The 17121-nt window shown below is 71.3% G+C and carries 14 protein-coding genes; 6 read left to right on the forward strand and 8 right to left on the reverse strand.

Annotated features, from left to right (window positions below; all coding sequences use genetic code 11):
* From ABD908_RS22295 to treZ, 3 genes are all read left to right on the forward strand, one after another.
* Positions 1 to 1116, forward strand: a 1116-nt coding sequence (locus ABD908_RS22295; protein ID WP_486390721.1) for a malto-oligosyltrehalose synthase, incomplete at its 5' end; no start/stop codon positions are given.
* Positions 1117 to 1190: 74 nt separating this feature from the next.
* Positions 1191 to 1886, forward strand: coding sequence for a hypothetical protein (locus tag ABD908_RS22300; RefSeq protein ID WP_345000148.1), 696 nt, complete (start codon positions 1191 to 1193; stop codon positions 1884 to 1886).
* A 56-nt stretch (positions 1887 to 1942) separates the two neighbouring features.
* Positions 1943 to 3694: a malto-oligosyltrehalose trehalohydrolase gene (gene treZ / locus ABD908_RS22305; protein ID WP_345000150.1), complete on the forward strand. Its 1752-nt coding sequence runs from the start codon at positions 1943 to 1945 to the stop codon at positions 3692 to 3694.
* 26 nt (positions 3695 to 3720) lie between these two features.
* Here the strand turns inward: treZ and ABD908_RS22310 are convergent, their stop codons facing one another.
* Together ABD908_RS22310 and ABD908_RS22315 are read right to left on the reverse strand one after the other, a co-directional pair.
* Complete coding sequence (locus ABD908_RS22310) at positions 3721 to 5898, reverse strand: glutamine synthetase III family protein (protein ID WP_345000152.1); 2178 nt, start codon at positions 5896 to 5898, stop codon at positions 3721 to 3723.
* Between the two features lie 180 nt (positions 5899 to 6078).
* The gene (locus ABD908_RS22315) at positions 6079 to 7593 is read right to left on the reverse strand and encodes an MFS transporter (protein ID WP_345000154.1); all 1515 of its coding nucleotides are present in this window, start codon (positions 7591 to 7593) and stop codon (positions 6079 to 6081) included.
* A 95-nt stretch (positions 7594 to 7688) separates the two neighbouring features.
* Here ABD908_RS22315 and ABD908_RS22320 point away from each other — a divergent pair, with 95 nt between their 5' ends.
* The 3 genes from ABD908_RS22320 (at position 7689) to ABD908_RS22330 (ending at position 9886) form a co-directional block, all read left to right on the forward strand.
* A complete protein-coding gene (locus tag ABD908_RS22320) occupies positions 7689 to 8249 on the forward strand; it encodes a TetR/AcrR family transcriptional regulator (protein ID WP_345000156.1) in 561 nt (186 codons plus the stop codon).
* A gap of 13 nt (positions 8250 to 8262) precedes the next feature.
* On the forward strand, positions 8263 to 9306 hold the full coding sequence (locus ABD908_RS22325; RefSeq protein ID WP_345000158.1) for an LLM class flavin-dependent oxidoreductase: 1044 nt from the start codon (positions 8263 to 8265) through the stop codon (positions 9304 to 9306).
* Positions 9307 to 9385: 79 nt separating this feature from the next.
* Entirely contained in the window at positions 9386 to 9886 is a 501-nt protein-coding gene (locus ABD908_RS22330; protein ID WP_345000160.1) for a hypothetical protein, read from the forward strand.
* Between the two features lie 4 nt (positions 9887 to 9890).
* On the opposite strand, the gene ilvA is transcribed toward ABD908_RS22330, so the two are convergent.
* The 6 genes from ilvA to ruvX form a co-directional block, all read right to left on the reverse strand.
* A complete protein-coding gene (ilvA, locus tag ABD908_RS22335) occupies positions 9891 to 11237 on the reverse strand; it encodes a threonine ammonia-lyase IlvA (RefSeq protein ID WP_385921100.1) in 1347 nt (448 codons plus the stop codon).
* 36 nt (positions 11238 to 11273) lie between these two features.
* Positions 11274 to 13460, reverse strand: coding sequence for a putative bifunctional diguanylate cyclase/phosphodiesterase (locus ABD908_RS22340; protein WP_345000164.1), 2187 nt, complete (start codon positions 13458 to 13460; stop codon positions 11274 to 11276).
* Between the two features lie 375 nt (positions 13461 to 13835).
* A complete protein-coding gene (locus ABD908_RS22345) occupies positions 13836 to 14276 on the reverse strand; it encodes a prepilin peptidase (protein ID WP_345000166.1) in 441 nt (146 codons plus the stop codon).
* Between the two features lie 118 nt (positions 14277 to 14394).
* Entirely contained in the window at positions 14395 to 15267 is an 873-nt protein-coding gene (locus ABD908_RS22350; protein WP_345000170.1) for a shikimate dehydrogenase, read from the reverse strand.
* A complete protein-coding gene (locus ABD908_RS22355; protein ID WP_345000168.1) occupies positions 15258 to 16544 on the reverse strand; it encodes an endolytic transglycosylase MltG in 1287 nt (428 codons plus the stop codon). The genes ABD908_RS22350 and ABD908_RS22355 overlap by 10 nt, the downstream gene beginning before the upstream one ends.
* On the reverse strand, positions 16541 to 17077 hold the full coding sequence (gene ruvX, locus ABD908_RS22360; protein ID WP_345000172.1) for a Holliday junction resolvase RuvX: 537 nt from the start codon (positions 17075 to 17077) through the stop codon (positions 16541 to 16543). The genes ABD908_RS22355 and ruvX overlap by 4 nt, the downstream gene beginning before the upstream one ends.
* Positions 17078 to 17121 lie beyond the last annotated feature (44 nt).

The following is a 17121-nucleotide window of genomic DNA, read 5'->3' on the forward strand; positions in this document are numbered from 1 at the left end:
CCCGGGCCCGCGTTCGAGGCGCTGGCCGCCGCGCGGCGAGCGGGCGGCGAGGCCGACGCCCGGTTCTCCCAACTGTGCGGCGCGGTGACCGCGAAGTCCGTCGAGGACACGCTGTTCTACCGGACCGCGCGGTTGGTGTCGCTACAGGAGGTGGGCGGCGAACCGGCGAGGTTCGGCCCGTCCGACCCGCACCCGGCGTTCGCGGCGCGCGCGGCGCAGTGGCCGGCGACGATGACGGCGCTCTCCACGCACGACACCAAGCGCGGCGAGGACGTACGTGCCCGGATCTCCGTGCTGTCGCAGTGTCCCGGCGACTGGGCGGCGGCACTGGACGCGTGGTCCGCGCAGATGACCGCGAGCCCGCCCGAGCCGGTGACCGGGATGCTGCTGTGGCAGACCCTGCTGGGGGTGTGGCCCGCCGACGGCGTCGTGCCCGGGTCCGCGGCGACCGAAGCGCTGCGCGCGCGGCTACACGCATATGCCGAGAAGGCGATGCGGGAGGGCGGGATCGGGACGTCCTGGGCGGCGCCCGACGCGGCGTTCGAGGATGCGGCCCACGCCTTCCTCGACGAGGTGCTCGACGGCCCGGTGGCCGCAGCGCTCAGCACGTTCGCCGCGTCCGTCGAGCCGTTCGCGCGCGCCGACTCGCTCGGCCAGAAGCTGCTGCAGCTCGCGGGGCCGGGGGTGCCGGACGTCTACCAGGGCACGGAGCTGTGGGAGGACTCGCTGGTGGACCCCGACAACCGGCGCCCGGTCGATCCGGCGGCGCCGCGGCCCGGGCACCCCAAGTTCGACCTGGTCCGAGCCGCACTACGGCTGCGGTGGGAGCGGCCGGCGAGCTTCGTGGGGGGCACGTACACCCCGCTCGCTGCTACCGGCCCCGCCGCTGCGCACGTCCTCGGCTTCGCCCGCGGGCCGGCCGGCAAGGCACCCGACGTCATCGCGGTGGCCGCCCGGTGGTCGCTCCGGCTCGGCGCCGACGGTGGCTGGCGCGGCACGGTCGCTGCGCTGCCGCCCGGTACCTGGCGCGACCGGCTGAGCGGGGCGGTCCACACCGGCCCCACGACCGCGGCAGAGCTTTTTCTCGAACGGCCGATAGCGCTGCTGACCAGCTGATTCACGGTACCCTCGCAGGACGCCGTCAGCGCGTGCGTTCGAACTTGTCGTAGCCCTGTCGCACACTTGCGGCTATGAACACCACAGCGACCTCCACCACCACTCCCGGCGACCGCCCCGGTCGTCGGGCGCTCGACGGCGTCTTGCAGGGCGGCTGCACTGGAGCGCAGCGCTCACCGCTGCACCTCGTGGCCGACTCCCTGGACGAACACGGCTTGTCGGCGACCCTCACGGCGAGTGGGCAACTGCAGTTGCGGACGGGGACTGCGCGCTTCTCGGCGCACGTCGTGCAGGCCGGCGGCGGCACAGCGATCGAGGTCCGCGCACACCGGGAGGGACGGCGGTCGCTCCTCGGGTGTGTCTCCGATCCCGAGGCGGCCGCACACCTGCTGATCGGCTTCGCATCGCTCGCGGGCGCGTGGCAGTTCGCGGCCGAGGTCTTCGACCGACTGATCCTGCGCGGCGACGTCCCGGCGCTCGCGGCCGTCCCGATGACCAACACGGTGTTCGCGCGGCTGGGGTCGCGCACATACGCCGAGATCGAGGTGGACGAGGCGGAGCCCTGCCTCGATCAGCCGGCACTCGCACAGGTCACGACCTTCATCGCGGCCCGCCCGATCGACGATGAGTGGCGGTTCGAGCGGCTGGCCGACCGTCGGTTCGACATCGTGGGACGCATCGCCGGCGGTACGCACCCCGATCCGGATTCGGTACTGGACATCCTCGACGTCCACGGCCGCCGCGCCGCCGATTGGGAGCGCCTGCACTGAGCCGGACCGGGTGCTCGACTGGGAGGTAGTCGCCGCCAGCGGTACTGTCGGCAGCGATGACGCACACGTTCGAGGTATGGGCGCCCCGCCCGGAGTCGGTCCAACTGTGGGTCGACGGGGTCACCCACACGATGTCACCACGCGACGGCGGGTGGTGGTCCGCTACGGTGCCGGCCGCAGCGGAGGCGCGCTACGGGTTCCTGCTCGACGGTGACCCGACGGTGATTCCCGATCCGCGGTCACCCCGGCAGCCCGACGGCGTCCACGCACCGTCGCAGCTGTGGGCCGCCGATCGGCACTCCGAGACCGGTGCGTCGAGCGCTGATCGCGAGAACCGTTGGCGCGGTCGGGAACTCGAAGGATCCGTGGTGTACGAGCTGCACGTGGGCGCGTTCACACCGGAGGGCACGTTCGACGCCGCGATCGGACGCCTCGACCACCTCGTCGACCTGGGCGTCGGATTCGTGGAGCTGATGCCGGTCAACGGGTTCAACGGCGTGCACAACTGGGGCTACGACGGTGTTCTCTGGTACGCGGTGCACGAGCCGTACGGCGGGCCCGACGGGCTGGTGCGGTTCATCGACGCCGCGCACGCACGCGGATTGGGGGTACTGATCGACGCGGTGTACAACCACCTCGGTCCGTCGGGCAACTACCTCGGCCGATTCGGTCCGTACGAGGCCGAGGGCGCGAACACATGGGGCCGCACGATCAACATCGCCGGCCCCGGTAGCGACGAGGTGCGTGAGTACATCCTCGGCAGTGCGGTGCGCTGGCTGCGCGACTTCGGTGCCGACGGACTGCGGCTCGACGCCGTCCACGCCCTCGCCGACACCACCGCCGTCCACATACTGGAGGAATCGGCCGAGCGGACGGAGGTGCTGTCCGGGCAGCTCGGCCGACCGCTGCATCTGATCGCCGAGTCGGACCTCAACGACCCCCGGCTGGTGACGCCGCGCGAGCGCGGCGGGTACGGGCTCGCCGCGCAATGGGACGACGACATGCACCATGCCGTACACACCATCGTCTCCGGCGAGCGACAGGGGTATTACCGCGACTTCGGTAGCGCCGCGTGCCTGTCCACGGTGTTGCGGGAGGGCTTCTTCCACGCCGGCACCCACTCGTCGTTCCGCGGCCGGCGCCACGGTCGGCGGATCGACCCGGCGGTGGTTCGCGGGTCGCAGCTGCTCGCGTACACGTGCACCCACGACCAGGTGGGCAACCGCGCGACCGGCGACCGGCCGAGCGCATACCTGACACCCGGACAGCTGGCGGTGAAGGCTGCGCTGGTGCTGTTCTCGGCGTTCACGCCGATGCTCTTCATGGGCGAGGAGTGGGGTGCTGCGACCCCCTTCCAGTTCTTCACCAGCCACCCCGAGCCGGAACTCGCGCGCCGCACGGCGAAGGGCCGGATAGCGGAGTTCGTCGAACACGGGTGGCCGGAGGGCGACGTCCCGGACCCGCAGGACCCGGGGACGTTCGCCGCATCCAAGCTGGACTGGAGCGAGCGCGATCGCGAGCCACACGCCCGCCTCCTGGCCACCTACCGCGACCTGCTCGCGTTCCGCGGAACGCACCCGGAGGTCACCGCGTCCGACCTTCGGTCGGTGCGCACCGAGTACCCCGACGACGAGTCCTGGTTCGCTGTGCACCGAGGGCCGTTCACACTGGTCGTCAACTTCACTCCAGCCCCGGTCACCGCGCCGTTCGGGGGCGAACCACTGCTGTGGTGGGACGCCCCGTCCGCCGGGCCCGAGCGGACGACGGTGCCGGGCCACTCGTTCGCCGTCCTACGCACCGCACGGTAGGCGCGGGCGACCGCGCGCTCACAGGCTCACAGGACGAACAGCATCTCCTGGTAGGTCGGGAGCGGCCACAGGTCGTCCGCGACAACGGTCTCGAGCGCGTCCGCCGCGGCCCGGACGTCGGCCATGGCCGGCAGCAGCTTGTCGTGCGCGTGGGTCGCCTCGTCGAACGCCGAGTCGCCGGCGTGCACCGCCAGCACGTCGCCGAGCGTGGCGAGCGCCGTACGCAGCGCCGTGACCTGCTCGGACACCGACTTCAGCGGCCCGGCGTCCGGCTCCAGTCCGGCGGCGGTGAGCGCGGTGAAGTTGGCGGCCGTCTCGGTCTGGTGCCGGACCGCGGCGGGCAGCACCACCGTGGTACCCATCTCCAGCGTCAGGCGCGCCTCGACACCGATCGTCAGAGCGTACTGCTCGAGCCCGATCTCGTAGCGGCTGTGCATCTCGCGGGCGTTGAACACCCCGTACTTCTCGAACAGCTCGATCGCACTGTCGGTGACGAGCTCCGGAAGGGCGTCCATGGTGGTGCGCAGGTTCGGCAGACCGCGGGAGGCCGCCTCCTCCTGCCACATGTCCGAGTAGCCGTCGCCGTTGAACACCACCGCGCCGTGGTCGGTGATGATCTCGGTGAGCAGCTGCTGGACCGCACTGTCGAAGTCGGTGCCGGCGGCGACCGCCCCCTCGAGCTCGGTCGCGATCGCGTCGAGCGACTCCGCCATGATCGTGTTCAACGTGACCATCGGCACGCTCACCGTCTGCATCGAGCCCGGAGCGCGGAACTCGAACCGGTTGCCGGTGAACGCGAACGGGCTCGTACGGTTGCGGTCGCCGGGGTCGGTGGGCAGCACCGGCAGCGTGTCGGCGCCGATCGTCATGGTGCCCTTGCCCTTCGACGAGGTGGCGGCGCCCTTCGCGATCTGGTCGAAGATGTCGGCGAGCTGATCGCCGAGGAAGATCGAGATGATCGCAGGCGGTGCCTCGTTGGCACCGAGCCGGTGGTCGTTGGTCGCCGAGGCCACGGAGACCCGCAGCAGGCCCGCATACTTGTGCACGGCGCGGATGATCGCGCCGCAGAACACCAGGAACTGTGCGTTGTCATGGGGGTTGTCACCGGGCACGAACAGGCTCCCGAGCTCGGCGTTGCCGATCGAGAAGTTGACGTGCTTGCCCGAGCCGTTGACGCCCGCGAACGGCTTCTCGTGGAACAGACACTCCATGCCGTGCTTCTTGGCGACGGCCTTGAAGGTGGTCATCAGCAGCTGCTGGTGGTCGGCAGCGATGTTCGCCTGCTCGAACATCGGGGCGATCTCGAACTGGCCCGGGGCCACCTCGTTGTGCCGGGTCTTGGCGGGGATCCCGAGCTTGAACAGCTCCCGCTCGGTGTCCATCATGAACCCCAGCACCCGCGACGGGATGGCGCCGAAGTAGTGGTCGTCGAACTCCTGCCCCTTGGGCGGCTTGGTGCCGAACAGGGTGCGGCCCGCGTTCAGCAGGTCGGGGCGCGCGAGGAAGAAGTGGCGATCGACCAGGAAGTATTCCTGCTCAGGTCCGCAGAACGAGACGATGTGGCCGGGATCCTCGTGCCCGAACAGCTTGAGGATCCGCTCGGCGTGCTTGCCCATCGCCTGCTGCGACCGCAGCAGCGGGGTCTTGTGGTCGAGCGCCTCGCCGGTCATCGATACGAACACCGTGGGGATACACAGGGTGTGGCCGTTGGGGTTCTGCAGGATGTACGCCGGGCTGGTGACGTCCCAGCCGGTGTAGCCGCGGGCCTCGAAGGTATTGCGCAGCCCGCCGTTCGGGAAGCTCGAGGCGTCCGGCTCGCCCTGCACCAGGGTCTTGCCTGCGAACTCGGCGAGCGCGGAACCGTCCACGAGCGGCTCGAAGAAGCTGTCGTGCTTCTCTGCGGTGAGCCCGGTGAGCGGGTAGAAGACGTGCGCGTAGTGCGTCGCCCCCTTCTCCAGTGCCCAGTCCTTCATCGCTGCCGCCACCGAGTCGGCGACCGCCGGGTCGAGCGGCGCGCCGCGCTGAATAGTCGCGGCCACGGATTTGAAAACCGCCTTGGGCAATCGCTTTCGCATCACCTCCAGGTTGAAGACGTTCTCGCCGTACACCTCGCCGGGGACCTCGCCCGCCGGCACCGTCACCGCCGGCGGCGTGTACGCCTCGACGTCCTTGATCGCCTGCAGGCGAACGTTGTTTCCAGTCATGGCCATTGCCCCCTAGCGCAATTGCCCCCGCCGATCCAGGGGCGACCGGACCAGCCTAGGAATGCCGGATGGCCGGCATGTTTCGTCGCCGTAAAGCATGTCGCCGACTCGCCCACGGCGGGCGGGCCCGCCCGTAGTGGAGGCTACGAGCGGGCCGGTCGCGGCCAGACGACGGCGGGATCAGCGCCGCAGGAGGCGAAGGGCGAGCACCGCCATGAGCAGCGAGGCCAGCCCGGACACCGCCGCCGCGACGTGGATACCCGACACGAACGCCTCCGACGCCGACGCCAGCACCCGGGCGCCCACGTCGCCGCCGACACCCGACGCGACCTGCACCGCCGCCCCGATCGTCTCCCGCGCGTCGTGCGCCGGTCCCTCGGGCAGGCCGGACACGTCGACACCCGCGTGGAACACCGCGGTCCCCACAGATCCGAGGATCGCGACGCCGAGTGCGTGGCCCGCCTCGTACGCGGTCTCGGTCACCGCCGACGCGGCGCCCGCGCGGTCACCGGGAACCGCCGACAGCACCAGTGCCGACGTCAGCGTGAGCACCGCGCCCGCACCGATCCCGATCAGCGTCTCCACCACCAGATACAGCGCGACGCCACCGTCTGCGCGCACGCCGAACATCACCACAGCGCCGATCACCTGCAGCGACAGGGCGACCACCAGGACCGTCCGCGCCGAGTATCGGCGCATGAGCGGCGCCGCCGCGAGCGCCGCGACGCCGCTCGCCACCATGGCGGGCGCCAACGCGAGCCCCGCCCGCAGCGTCGACATGCCGTGCACCACCTGCAGGTACTGCGCGCCGAAGTACAGCAGGCCCGACACCGCGAAGACCGCGATCAGGTTGGTCAGCACCGCGACCGTGAACGCCGGCCGACGGAACAGCGACACGTCGATCAGCGGCGCCGCGAGCCACCGCTGCCTGCGCAGGAAGACGACCCCGGCGAGGACGCCGACCAGCGCGGCAGCTCCGGACAGCCCGCTCGGGCCGTGCGCCGCCGTCTCCTTGATCGCATAGATCAGCGGCATCATCGCAAGCACGCTCAGCCCGACCGACACCGTGTCGAGACGACCCGGCGCGGGATTGCGGCTCTCCACGACGACCATCGGCGCGGCGATCACGATCAGCGCCACCACCGGCACGTTCATCACGAACACCGAACCCCAGAAGAAGTGCTCGAGCAGCAGGCCGCCCAGCACCGGGCCGGCCACCGCGCCACCCGACGCGACCGCGGACCACACGCCGATCGCGAGGGCCCGCTGACGAGCGACGGTGAACGTCGAATGGATCAGCGCCAGGGTGGCGGGCATCAGCGTCGCGCCGGCCACACCCTGCACGACACGTGCGGCGATGAGCATCTCCGGCGACACCGCGAATCCGGCGACCAGCGATGCGGCTGCGAAGGCGACGGCGCCGACCAGCAGAATCCTCCGCCGACCGATGCGATCGCCCACGTTGCCCATCGTGATGAGCAGGGCGGCGAGGACGAACGAGTAGACGTCCACGATCCACAGCAGCTGCGTCGCCGACGGATGCAGCGCCTGGGTCATGTGCGGCACCGCGATATCGAGCACGGTCGCGTCCATCGACACGAGGAACACCGCGAGCGACAGCACCCCGAGCGCGGCCCACTCCCGCCGACCGGCACGGGATGCGAGCACCCGGGTCGAGGCATCGAGGGTGGCCATGACTATCACTGTCCTTATCCGTATCTGTAAACCGTCCGGACGGTACAGTACCATAGAACCGTCCAGACGGTACAGTTGCGAGTAGGCTCGGCCGTGTGACCGCCGCCTCCACCAAGGACCGCCTCCTCGACGCCACCGAGCGCATCCTGCTCGACTCGGGAACCGCCTCCCTGACCCTCGACGCCGTCGCCGCCGAGGCCGGCGTCAGCAAGGGTGGTCTGCTCTACCACTTCAGGTCGAAGGACGCGCTGCTGCTCGGCGTGGTGGGACGCCTCAGCGACCGCTGGAACGCCGGCATCGACGGCCCCGTCGCTCGCTGGTACCTCTCGGCGTTCGAGGACGACGAGGCGCGCGAGGCCCAGATGCTCACGTCGATCGCCGCCGCGCTGCGCACCGCCGAACGCCGGGACGACGAGGTGCACCGCGCCGTGGTCCATCTCAACCGGCAGTGGGACGAGCAGATCCGCGCCGAGGTCGACGACCCCGTCGTCGCCGAGACCGTGCGGCTGGTCGGCGACGGCCTCCTCCTCGCTGCGATGCTCGGCCTGCCCATGCCGGAACCGGTGCTCTACCGCCGGGTCGTGGCACGCCTGCTGGGCGACGACGGTGCAGGGGGCCACGCCGGCGCCGACGGGGAAGATCCGTCGAACTCCTAACGTTGGACGGGTGGTGACCAGACCCGCCCTGTCCGTGCTCGACCTCGCGCCCGTCGCCGCCGACGCCACCGTCGGCTCCGCGCTGCGCGACACCATCGCCGTCGCCCGCGAGGCCGAACGACTCGGATATCACCGGTTCTGGGTCGCCGAACACCACTCCATGCCCGGCATCGCGAGCGCCGCCCCGTCGGTGCTGATCGGCCAGATCGCGGCCGCCACCGAGCGCATCCGTGTCGGCTCCGGCGGCGTGATGCTGCCCAACCACCAACCGCTCGTGGTCGCCGAGCAGTTCGGCACACTCGACGCCCTGTTCCCCGACCGGATCGATCTCGGCATCGGCCGCGCCCCGGGAACGGACCAGCTCACGGCACACGCGCTGCGCGGCGGCCGGGTCGAGGAGAAGGTGGAGGACTTCCCCCAGGCGCTCGCGCAGCTGCGGGCGTTCATGTCCGGTTCGTTCCCGGCCGACCACCCGTACGCGGCGATCGCCGCCACCCCCGGCATCGGCGCCGAGCCCGAGATCTGGCTGCTCGGCTCATCGACGTTCAGCGCCCGCCTCGCCGCGATGCTGGGCCTGCCGTTCGCCTTCGCCCGGCACTTCGCCCCGCAGCAGACGTTGCCCGCGCTCGCCACGTACCGCGAGGGCTTCCGCCCCGGTGGGCCGGACGACCAGTCTGCGCTGGGCGCGCTCGAACGGCCTTACGCGATGCTGACGGTCACCGTCGTCGCCGCCGATACGGACGCCGAGGCCGAGCGGGTCGCGGCACCCGCCCGCCTGTCGATGGCGCGGCTGCGCACCGGCTCACCCGGGCGGCTCCCGACCTTTGAGGAGGCTGCGGCGACACCGCTCACGGACCTGCAGCGCTCGGCCATAGCGCCGTCCAGCTCGGCCTGGATCACCGGCTCGCGCGACAGCGTGCGGGACCAGCTCGCCGAACTGATCGCGACCACGCAGCCCGACGAGCTGATGATCTCCGGCATGATCCCCGGCCTGCGCGAGCGGGTACGCAGCCTGGAGCTGATCGCCGAGGCGGTAGCCGCCCTGCCCGTCTCGTAGACCGCGCGGGCGGATCTCCACCCGGATGTCCACCCGAGGGCCGATCCGCTGCGGCCCCGATCACGCGAGGCTCTACGGCATGAACTCGATCTCGCCCATCCTCGCCGTCGCCGCCGTGTGTCTCATCCTGTACCGCCAGATGCAGCCGCGCCCGCTGCGAGAGAACCCGTTGAAGCTGCCGCTGATCCTCATCGTGATCGGTGCCTGCGACGCCTACTCGTTCGTCCACGACGGCGGCCACGTCGGAGTGGGCGAGGGCATCGCGGCCGCACTCGGGTTGCTGATCGGCGTGGCACTCGCCTACCCGCGCGCGACGAGCACGCGGGTATTCCCCGGACCGGACGGGCGGTACCTGCGGCAGGGCAGCGCCGTCACCGCCGCCCTGTGGGTAGTCGCCATCGGCCTGCACGTGCTCATCGACATAGTGGTGCCGCGTCTGTTCGGCGAGCACAGCGGCGCGTTCACCGGGACCACCACGCTGCTGTACCTCGGTGTGGTGCTCGGCGCGCAGGCCTGGTTCCTACAGCGCCGGGTGGCCGGCCCCGCCGACGGCAGCCCGGACCGCGCTCGGGTCGAGTAGGCGCTCAGGTGAGGTAGCGGTATGCCGGGGAGCCGGGCTCGAGGCGCTCGCAATGTAGCCGCGAGCGCTCCATCCGATCCAGCAGGGCACCGAGATCCTCGGCACGACCCAGCTCGACACCGACCAGCGCCTCGCCGGTCTCCCGGTTGTTGCGCTTGACGTACTCGAACAGCGTGACGTCGTCATCGGGGCCGAGCACCTCGTCGAGGAACCGGCGCAGCGCACCCGGCTCCTGCGGGAAGTCGACCAGGAAGTAGTGCTTGAGCCCCTTGTGCACCAGGGATCGCTCGATCACCTCGGTGTAGCGCGAGACATCGTTGTTGCCGCCGGACAGCAGGCACACCACCGTCGCACCGGGCGCGAAGTCGAGCTGCCGCAGCGCGGCCACCGCGAGCGCGCCCGCGGGCTCCGCGATCACGCCCTCGTTCTGGTACAGGTCCAGCATCGCGGTGCAGACCGCGCCCTCGTCGACCTCCATGATGACGGTGACGCCGGGCCCGACACGCGCGGACCGGGTCCCCGACCACACCTGGGCGCCTGCGGCGGCGGCCACCTCGTAGCCGAGCCGACCGATCCGCTTCACCGCGGCACCGTCGACGAACGAGTCGATCGTGGCCAGGTCGACGGGCCCACCGGCCACCAACGCGCGGGCGAGCGACGGCGCGCCCGAGGGCTCGACCCCGACGATGGTGGCCGACGGCGACTGCGACCGCACGTAGGTGTGCACCCCCGCGAAACACCCCGCGCCGCCGACGGGGACGACGGTGACGTCGGGCACGCCACCGAGCTGCTCGACGATCTCGACGCCGATGGTGCCCTGCCCCGCGGTGGTGCGCGGATCGTCGAAGGCGTGCACCCAGGTCGCCCCGGTTCGCGCCACGTCCTCCTGCGCGGCCGCAGCCGCCGCGTCGTAGGTCTCCCCCGTCGCGATCAGCTCGACGAACGCGCCGCCGTGGGCGCGGATGCGGTCGCGCTTCTGCCGCGGCGTCGTCGTCGGGATGTAGATCCGCCCGCGGACCTCCATGGCGCGGCAGGCGAACGCGACGCCCTGTGCATGGTTGCCGGCGGACGCGGCCACCACCCCCGCGGCCTTCTCCGCGTCGGTGAGCTGGGCCATCAGGTTGTACGCACCACGGATCTTGTACGACCGCACCACCTGCAGGTCCTCGCGCTTGAGGTACACCCGGGCACCGGTCTCCCGCGACAGCCGTTCGGCATACTGCAGCGGCGTCGTGATCACGACGTGGGCCAGCCGCTCGCGCGCCGCCAGAATCTCAGCCACCGTCAGCGCGGCGGCGCCGTTCGGTCGCTGGGTTGCTCCGGTGGTGGCGTCTGCGGTCATGGGGACCATCGTTCCACCCGACCGGCCCGCCGCCCGCGCCCGGGGCTATGCGCACGCGACGACCGGCTCGGGCCGCCCGTGGAGCCAGCCCTGCGCATACGTGCACCCGAGCTCCCGGATCCGCGCGTCGAGCTCGACGTCCTCGACGCCCTCCGCCACCGTCTCCAGCCCCAGCTGTTCCGCCATCGACACGATCGCGCCCACCACCACGCGTCGCTTCTGCGCGTCCTGATCGCCGTCGCACCGCGCCCGGAGCGCCGCGACGAACGACTTGTCGATCTTGACGACGCTGATCGGGAAGCTGCTCAGGTGCGACAGCGCCGAGTACCCCACGCCGAAGTCGTCGAGGCTGATCCGCACGCCCAGGGCTGCGAGCTCCGACAGCACGCGGGCAGCGTTCTCGGTGTCCGCGATGAGCGCCGTCTCGGTGAGCTCTATCCACAGCGCGGCCGGTGGAACGCCACGCCGGGCCAGGGCGGCGTCGACCCGTGCAGGGAGCGCAGGGTCACGGAGCTGCCGCGCGCTGACGTTCACGGCGACCGGCTGCCGGCAGGTGGTACAACGCCACCGGCGCTCGATGTCCGCGATCGCGGTCTCGAGCACCCAGTCACCGATCTCGAGGATCATGCCCGACGCCTCGGCGATCCCCATGAAATCGTCCGGGCCGCGGATCACATCGCCGTCCCGCCAGCGGATGAGTGCCTCGAAGGCGGCGACGCCGCCGCCGACGGTGGCGACGATGGGCTGGTAGTACAGCTCGAACGCGCCCGAGTCGAGGCTGTCCCGTAGCCGCGCGCTCACCTCGAGGCGTTCGACCGCCTCGGCCCGCAGGCGGTTGTCGAACACGACGACGCCACCGGTGCCGTCGTCGTGCGCGGAATCGGCGGCGGAGTCGGCCTCCCGGATCAGCTCCGCCGCGGACAGCGTGCGATCACCTCGGGACGCGACGCCGACCCGTGCGACCAGCGCGACCCGTCCGGACCCGAGGCGGAACGACTGCGCAACGGCGGCGACGACGTTGTCGGCGACTGCGCGCGCCGGCGCCGGTGTGCCCCGGATGAGAACAGCGAAGGCGTCGCCGTCGTGGCGGTAGGTACGTCCCCGGTCGGCGACGGCGATCCGGATCCGTTGGGACACCTGCCGCAGGGCCTCCTCGCCCACCGCGTATCCGTAGCCGTCGAGCACGGTCTTGACCCCGTCGATCACTACCAGCAGCAGCGTCGTGTCCTCCGGCTCCTGCAGGTCCGCGACGAGCGCCGTACTGTTCGGCAGCCCGGTCAGCGCGTCGTGCGTGCTCGCGAACCGGGCCTCGGCCGCTTCGCGCTCGAGGTCCCGCAGCGCCTGATCGCTACGCACGAGGATCACCACCACCAACGCCGCCACGATCACGAGCCGCGCCAGGTCCTCGAGGCTGTACAGCGAGACGAGGCCGGGTGCGACCGCGACGGCGAGGCCGGTGGTGGCGATCTCGATGACCCGGTAGGCGCCGGAGTTGACGGTGACATCCGCGCTGTCGCGCGGGTGGCGTCCGAAATCCGGATGCAGGACCGTGGCCGCGGCCAGGACGAAGGCGATGGTCGCGAAGGTGCGGAACAGAGTGGTTGGTGCCCGTCCATGCCAGGCGGCGATCAGCAGCACCACCGATGCGGCGACGTGGAACGAGAAGGTGCACCGCGCCAGGATGAAGGCCCGGTTGCGGCGTGCGGTCACGAACGACACCTGCATCAGTACGACGAGGATCGCGACGTCGACGGCCAACCGCAGCACACCGGCGACCCGCGCATCCGCCAGCACCTCGACGCGGCCGCCCGCTGCGACGACGACCACCGCCCACAGCGCGACCCCGCACCCCGCGAGCAGCAGCCACGCCGCCGAGACGGATCCGCCACGCAACTGCCGGGCACGCATCCACCGCATGAGCCCGTAGCCCTGCAGCAGGTGCCCGATCACGACCAGCGCCTGCAGCGCGATCGGATACTGCGGGCCCGTCACCCACAGGCGCGAGATCAGATTCCCGACCGCCGCCGCCAGCAGGCCGACGGCCAGAAACGCCGCTCCTGCACGATCCGGGGAACGCACGGCGACCAGCGCGACGACGACCGCGCACGAGAACCCGGACACGAAGACCAGGACGGCGGCGAGGTCCGCTGCATGCGCGGCCTCCGCCCCGACAGCGACCAGGACGAAGGGAACAGCGAACACCCACCACAGGTTGCGAGCCACACTGCTCACAGTTCCATGCCACATCCGATCTCCTGTGTCCGTTTAGCACACCTCCGGATGCAGGTTACCTTATACACCTCCAGAAAAATTACTGAATCTAATGAATAGGTATGATGAACAATGAATTCGTCACAACGTCCGTCCACGCTCCTCCTCCCAGACCGCACTCGGGACGAACACATCGTCGTAGAGCTCCTGCGCCGCGAGCAGGTCGTCACGACCGCGCGGCGCTGACCGCCGACAACTGCCGATAGCCGACAACAGCCGAAAGTAGACGAGCCGCTCGACACCCGCGGTCAGGACGATCCCCCCGGATCGACGCCGGGTATTCCCCGCCACCACCCGTGTGACTTCGCGCGCACCCCGGCGCTCACCTCCCCGGTCTCACGAGCTCAGCACCGTGACCAGCGCAGCAGCGGCGCACATCGGCGGGCCGTGCGGGCAGCGGGGGCTGCGCACGGCGGCCGCCCACGCCACGGTGAGCACCTGCGCGAGCAGGATCGCAGCGACCAGCGCGACGACCGGCACGACGATCGGCGCCGCGCCGGCCCGCCCGGCTGTCCAGCCGACGAGTGCGCCCAGACTCACCGCGAGCTTGACGTCGCCCGCGCCCATGCCGCGCGCGCAGAAAGTGATCAGGTTCACTGCGGTCCACCCGGCGGCACCGAGCAGCGCGCCGAACGCGCCGCACGCGGCCGAGCCGGTGGAACAGACGAGGGCGAGGACGGCCGCGGGGACGGTGACCGCGTTCGGCAGGCGGCCGGTACGTGCGTCGACCACGCAGAGCCAGGCGAGCACCGGCGCCACCACGAGGAGAAGGATCATCTCTTCACCCTCGCCCGCGCAGCGCGGCCGGGCAAGGTCACACCCCCGCGCCTGTGGAGGGGCGGAATCTGTGGATACCGCCTTGCGCACGGGGCCCGCGCGCGCTATCCGTCTACGGTCAGAGCGGGATCCCGGTCGCCGCGGTGAGTGCGTCACGCATCGCCGCGCGGGGCGCCGGTCGGCCCGTGAACAGCTCGCACTGCCGGTACGCCTGGGCCAACAGCATGGTCAGACCGCCGGCCACGGTCGCGCCGCGCTCGGCCGCTGCCGCGGCCAGCGGGGTGGGCCAGGGGTCGTAGATCACGTCGGCGACGGCCGGCGCCAGCCCCGCCAGCACCCCGACCACGCCCCGCTCCAGGGCCTTGGCGGGCACCGTCGACGCCACCACGTCCACGTCGACACCGGCGAGCGCGGCCGGCTCGAGGGCCACCCACTCGGCGGCGAGGCCGAACGACTCCGCGCAGCGCAGCGCACCGGCGGCCCGCTCCCACGACCGGGATGCGACCACGACCTCGGTGTAGCCGACGTCGGCCAGCGCCGCGATCATCGGCAGGGATGTGCCGCCCGCGCCGACCACGAGCCCGCGCGGCCCGGACCCGGCACCGTCGGCCCCCACGGCGGTGAGCAGCGCCGCGGCCCCGTCGATGTCGGTGCAGTCGGCGATCCATCCGCCGTCGACCCGCGCCAGGGTGTTGGCCGAACCGACACGGCCGGCCCGGTCGGTGCGTTCGGTCGCCGTCGCCAGCGCCGCGAACTTCCCAGGCATCGTGACGGAGAATCCCACCCACTCGGGCCCGCACTCGGCCACCAGGCGAGGAAGGCGGTCCGCGTCGCACTCGATCCGGTCGTAGCTCCAGTCCAGCCCCAGTGCGGCGAACGCGGCTCGGTGCAGTACCGGCGACAACGAGTGCTCGACGGGACTGCCCAACACCGCGGCGCGGCCGACGGCCAGCGGGCGGGCGGTCAGCGTGGCACCCGGGGTCACTTGCAGCCCGTCGTCAGCAGCTTGTTCGCGCACGCCAACTCGCGATTGTGCTCGTGCACGCTGAACTGGCTGGTGAACAGGGTCGTTCCGGACTTGTCGATGGTGACGAAGTACAGCCACGGCCCCGGCTCGGGGGCCTCGGTCGCGGCCAGCGCGTCCGATCCGACGGCACCGATAGGCGTCGCCGGTAACCCGTACTTGACGTAGGTGTTCCAGTCTGTGGGCTTCGACAGGTTCTCGCCCGCCACGTCGATGTTGGTGACCGCGGCCGTGTAGTTCACCGTGGAGTCCATCTCGAGCCGCTGCTTCCTCGCCAGCCGGTTCAGGATCACCCGCGCGACCTTCGGGTAGTACGCGGCCTGGTTGACCTCGCGCTCGACCACCGACGCCGAGACGAGTGCCTCGTAGGGGTCGAGCTTCGCCGCGCCGGCGGTGCTCACGTCGAGCAGCCCCTCAGCCTGGAACTTCGCCGCCGAGGCGGAGATCAGCGACGCGAGGATCGCGGTCGGCGACGCCTGGGGATCGACCTGGTCCCAGGAGCCGGGCGCGATCAGGCCCTCGATGCGGCGATGGTCACCGGTCTTGGCCTGCACCGCGGTGGTGGCCCAGTCGGGGATCTGCAGGTCCGCGGTGCTGGCCGCCGCCGCGGCCTTCACCAGAGCGTCGACGGTGACGCGGTGCGGCGTCCCGTTGAGCGTGTACGCCGTGGCGTCGGAGATCATGCTCAGGATGCCCTGCGTCACCTTGTCGTCGATGCCGTGCTTGTCGTCGAGCTGTGCTCCCGGGGGCACGCTCAACATCCCGACCCGGTGCGTGCGGGCGGGATCGGTCAGCAGCTTCACGCAGTCGGACGCCGACATGTGCTTGTTGAGCTCGTAGAAGCCGGCCGAGATCGGCTGGTCTCCGGCGGCGTCGTTGAACGCGCCCGCCGAACGCACGACGCCGGCGTCCACGAGGGTCTGCGCGAAGTCCGAGTTGTTGGTGCCGGTGATATGCACGATCAGCTGAGGACCGGTGGATCCCGAGCTCCAGTCCGCCGTCGACTGGCCGCCGAACAGGCGGCTCAGGCCCAGGGTGTGCCGCATCGGATACGCGATTCCGGCGATCACCACCACGAACGCCACGACGATCGTGGCGAATGCGAGGCGGCCGCGGCGGCGCAGGCGCTCCTGGCGCTCGCGCTCGCGGCGGCGCTCGGTCCGCGTCTGCGGCGGCCGGGCGACGCCGGCCGCGTCACCTACCTGTACGGGTTCGGCGCGCTGGGTCCGCCAGCCGTCGTTCACTCGTCCTCCTCGAAGTCGGCACCGAGGCCGATGGGCTCGGCATCCGGGTCCGCCGGCCGCGGCCGGCGTTGCTCGTCGAGCCATCCCTGGAGGATGGCCACGGCCGCGGCCTGGTCGATCACCGAGCGTTGCTGCTTCGCCCGGACCCCGTTGTCGCGGAGCGCCCGCTGTGCGGTCACGGTGGTGAACCGCTCGTCAGTGAAACATACCTGTGGCGGATCGGATCGCTGGGACGTGGCGAGTGCGGCGCGCAATCGGTCACCGAAACCGGTGGCCATCCGCGCCGACGCGCCCTGCTCACCCCGCAGGGTGCGGGGCAGGCCGATCACGATCTCGACCGGCTCGTACTCGTCGACCAGCTCGATGATCCGGCGGATATCGCCGCTGCCCGCCCGCACGGTCTCGACGGGCGTCGCGAGAATACCGTCCGGATCGGACGTCGCCACGCCGATCCGCGCCTTGCCGACGTCGAGCGCGAGGCGCCGGCCCCGCCGGAAGGTGCCGTCTGTCGGCGAGTCCCCGGTCACCGTCAGGCGCCCACCGCCGAGGCGACCGCGCCCCGGAGGGCCGCGAGAAG

The sequence above is a fragment of the Tsukamurella soli genome, from assembly GCF_039541155.1.
GTDB lineage: Bacteria > Actinomycetota > Actinomycetes > Mycobacteriales > Mycobacteriaceae > Tsukamurella > Tsukamurella soli.

Bases quoted from the DNA above. Each gene is read 5' to 3' on its own strand.
- ABD908_RS22300 (WP_345000148.1), top strand. From the start codon at position 1,191: ATGAACACCACAGCGACCTCCACCACCACTCCCGGCGACCGCCCCGGT.
- treZ (WP_345000150.1), top strand. From the start codon at position 1,943: ATGACGCACACGTTCGAGGTATGGGCGCCCCGCCCGGAGTCGGTCCAA.
- ABD908_RS22310 (WP_345000152.1), bottom strand. From the start codon at position 5,898: ATGACTGGAAACAACGTTCGCCTGCAGGCGATCAAGGACGTCGAGGCG.
- ABD908_RS22315 (WP_345000154.1), bottom strand. From the start codon at position 7,593: ATGGCCACCCTCGATGCCTCGACCCGGGTGCTCGCATCCCGTGCCGGT.
- ABD908_RS22330 (WP_345000160.1), top strand. From the start codon at position 9,386: ATGAACTCGATCTCGCCCATCCTCGCCGTCGCCGCCGTGTGTCTCATC.
- ilvA (WP_385921100.1), bottom strand. From the start codon at position 11,237: ATGGTCCCCATGACCGCAGACGCCACCACCGGAGCAACCCAGCGACCG.
- ABD908_RS22345 (WP_345000166.1), bottom strand. From the start codon at position 14,276: ATGATCCTTCTCCTCGTGGTGGCGCCGGTGCTCGCCTGGCTCTGCGTG.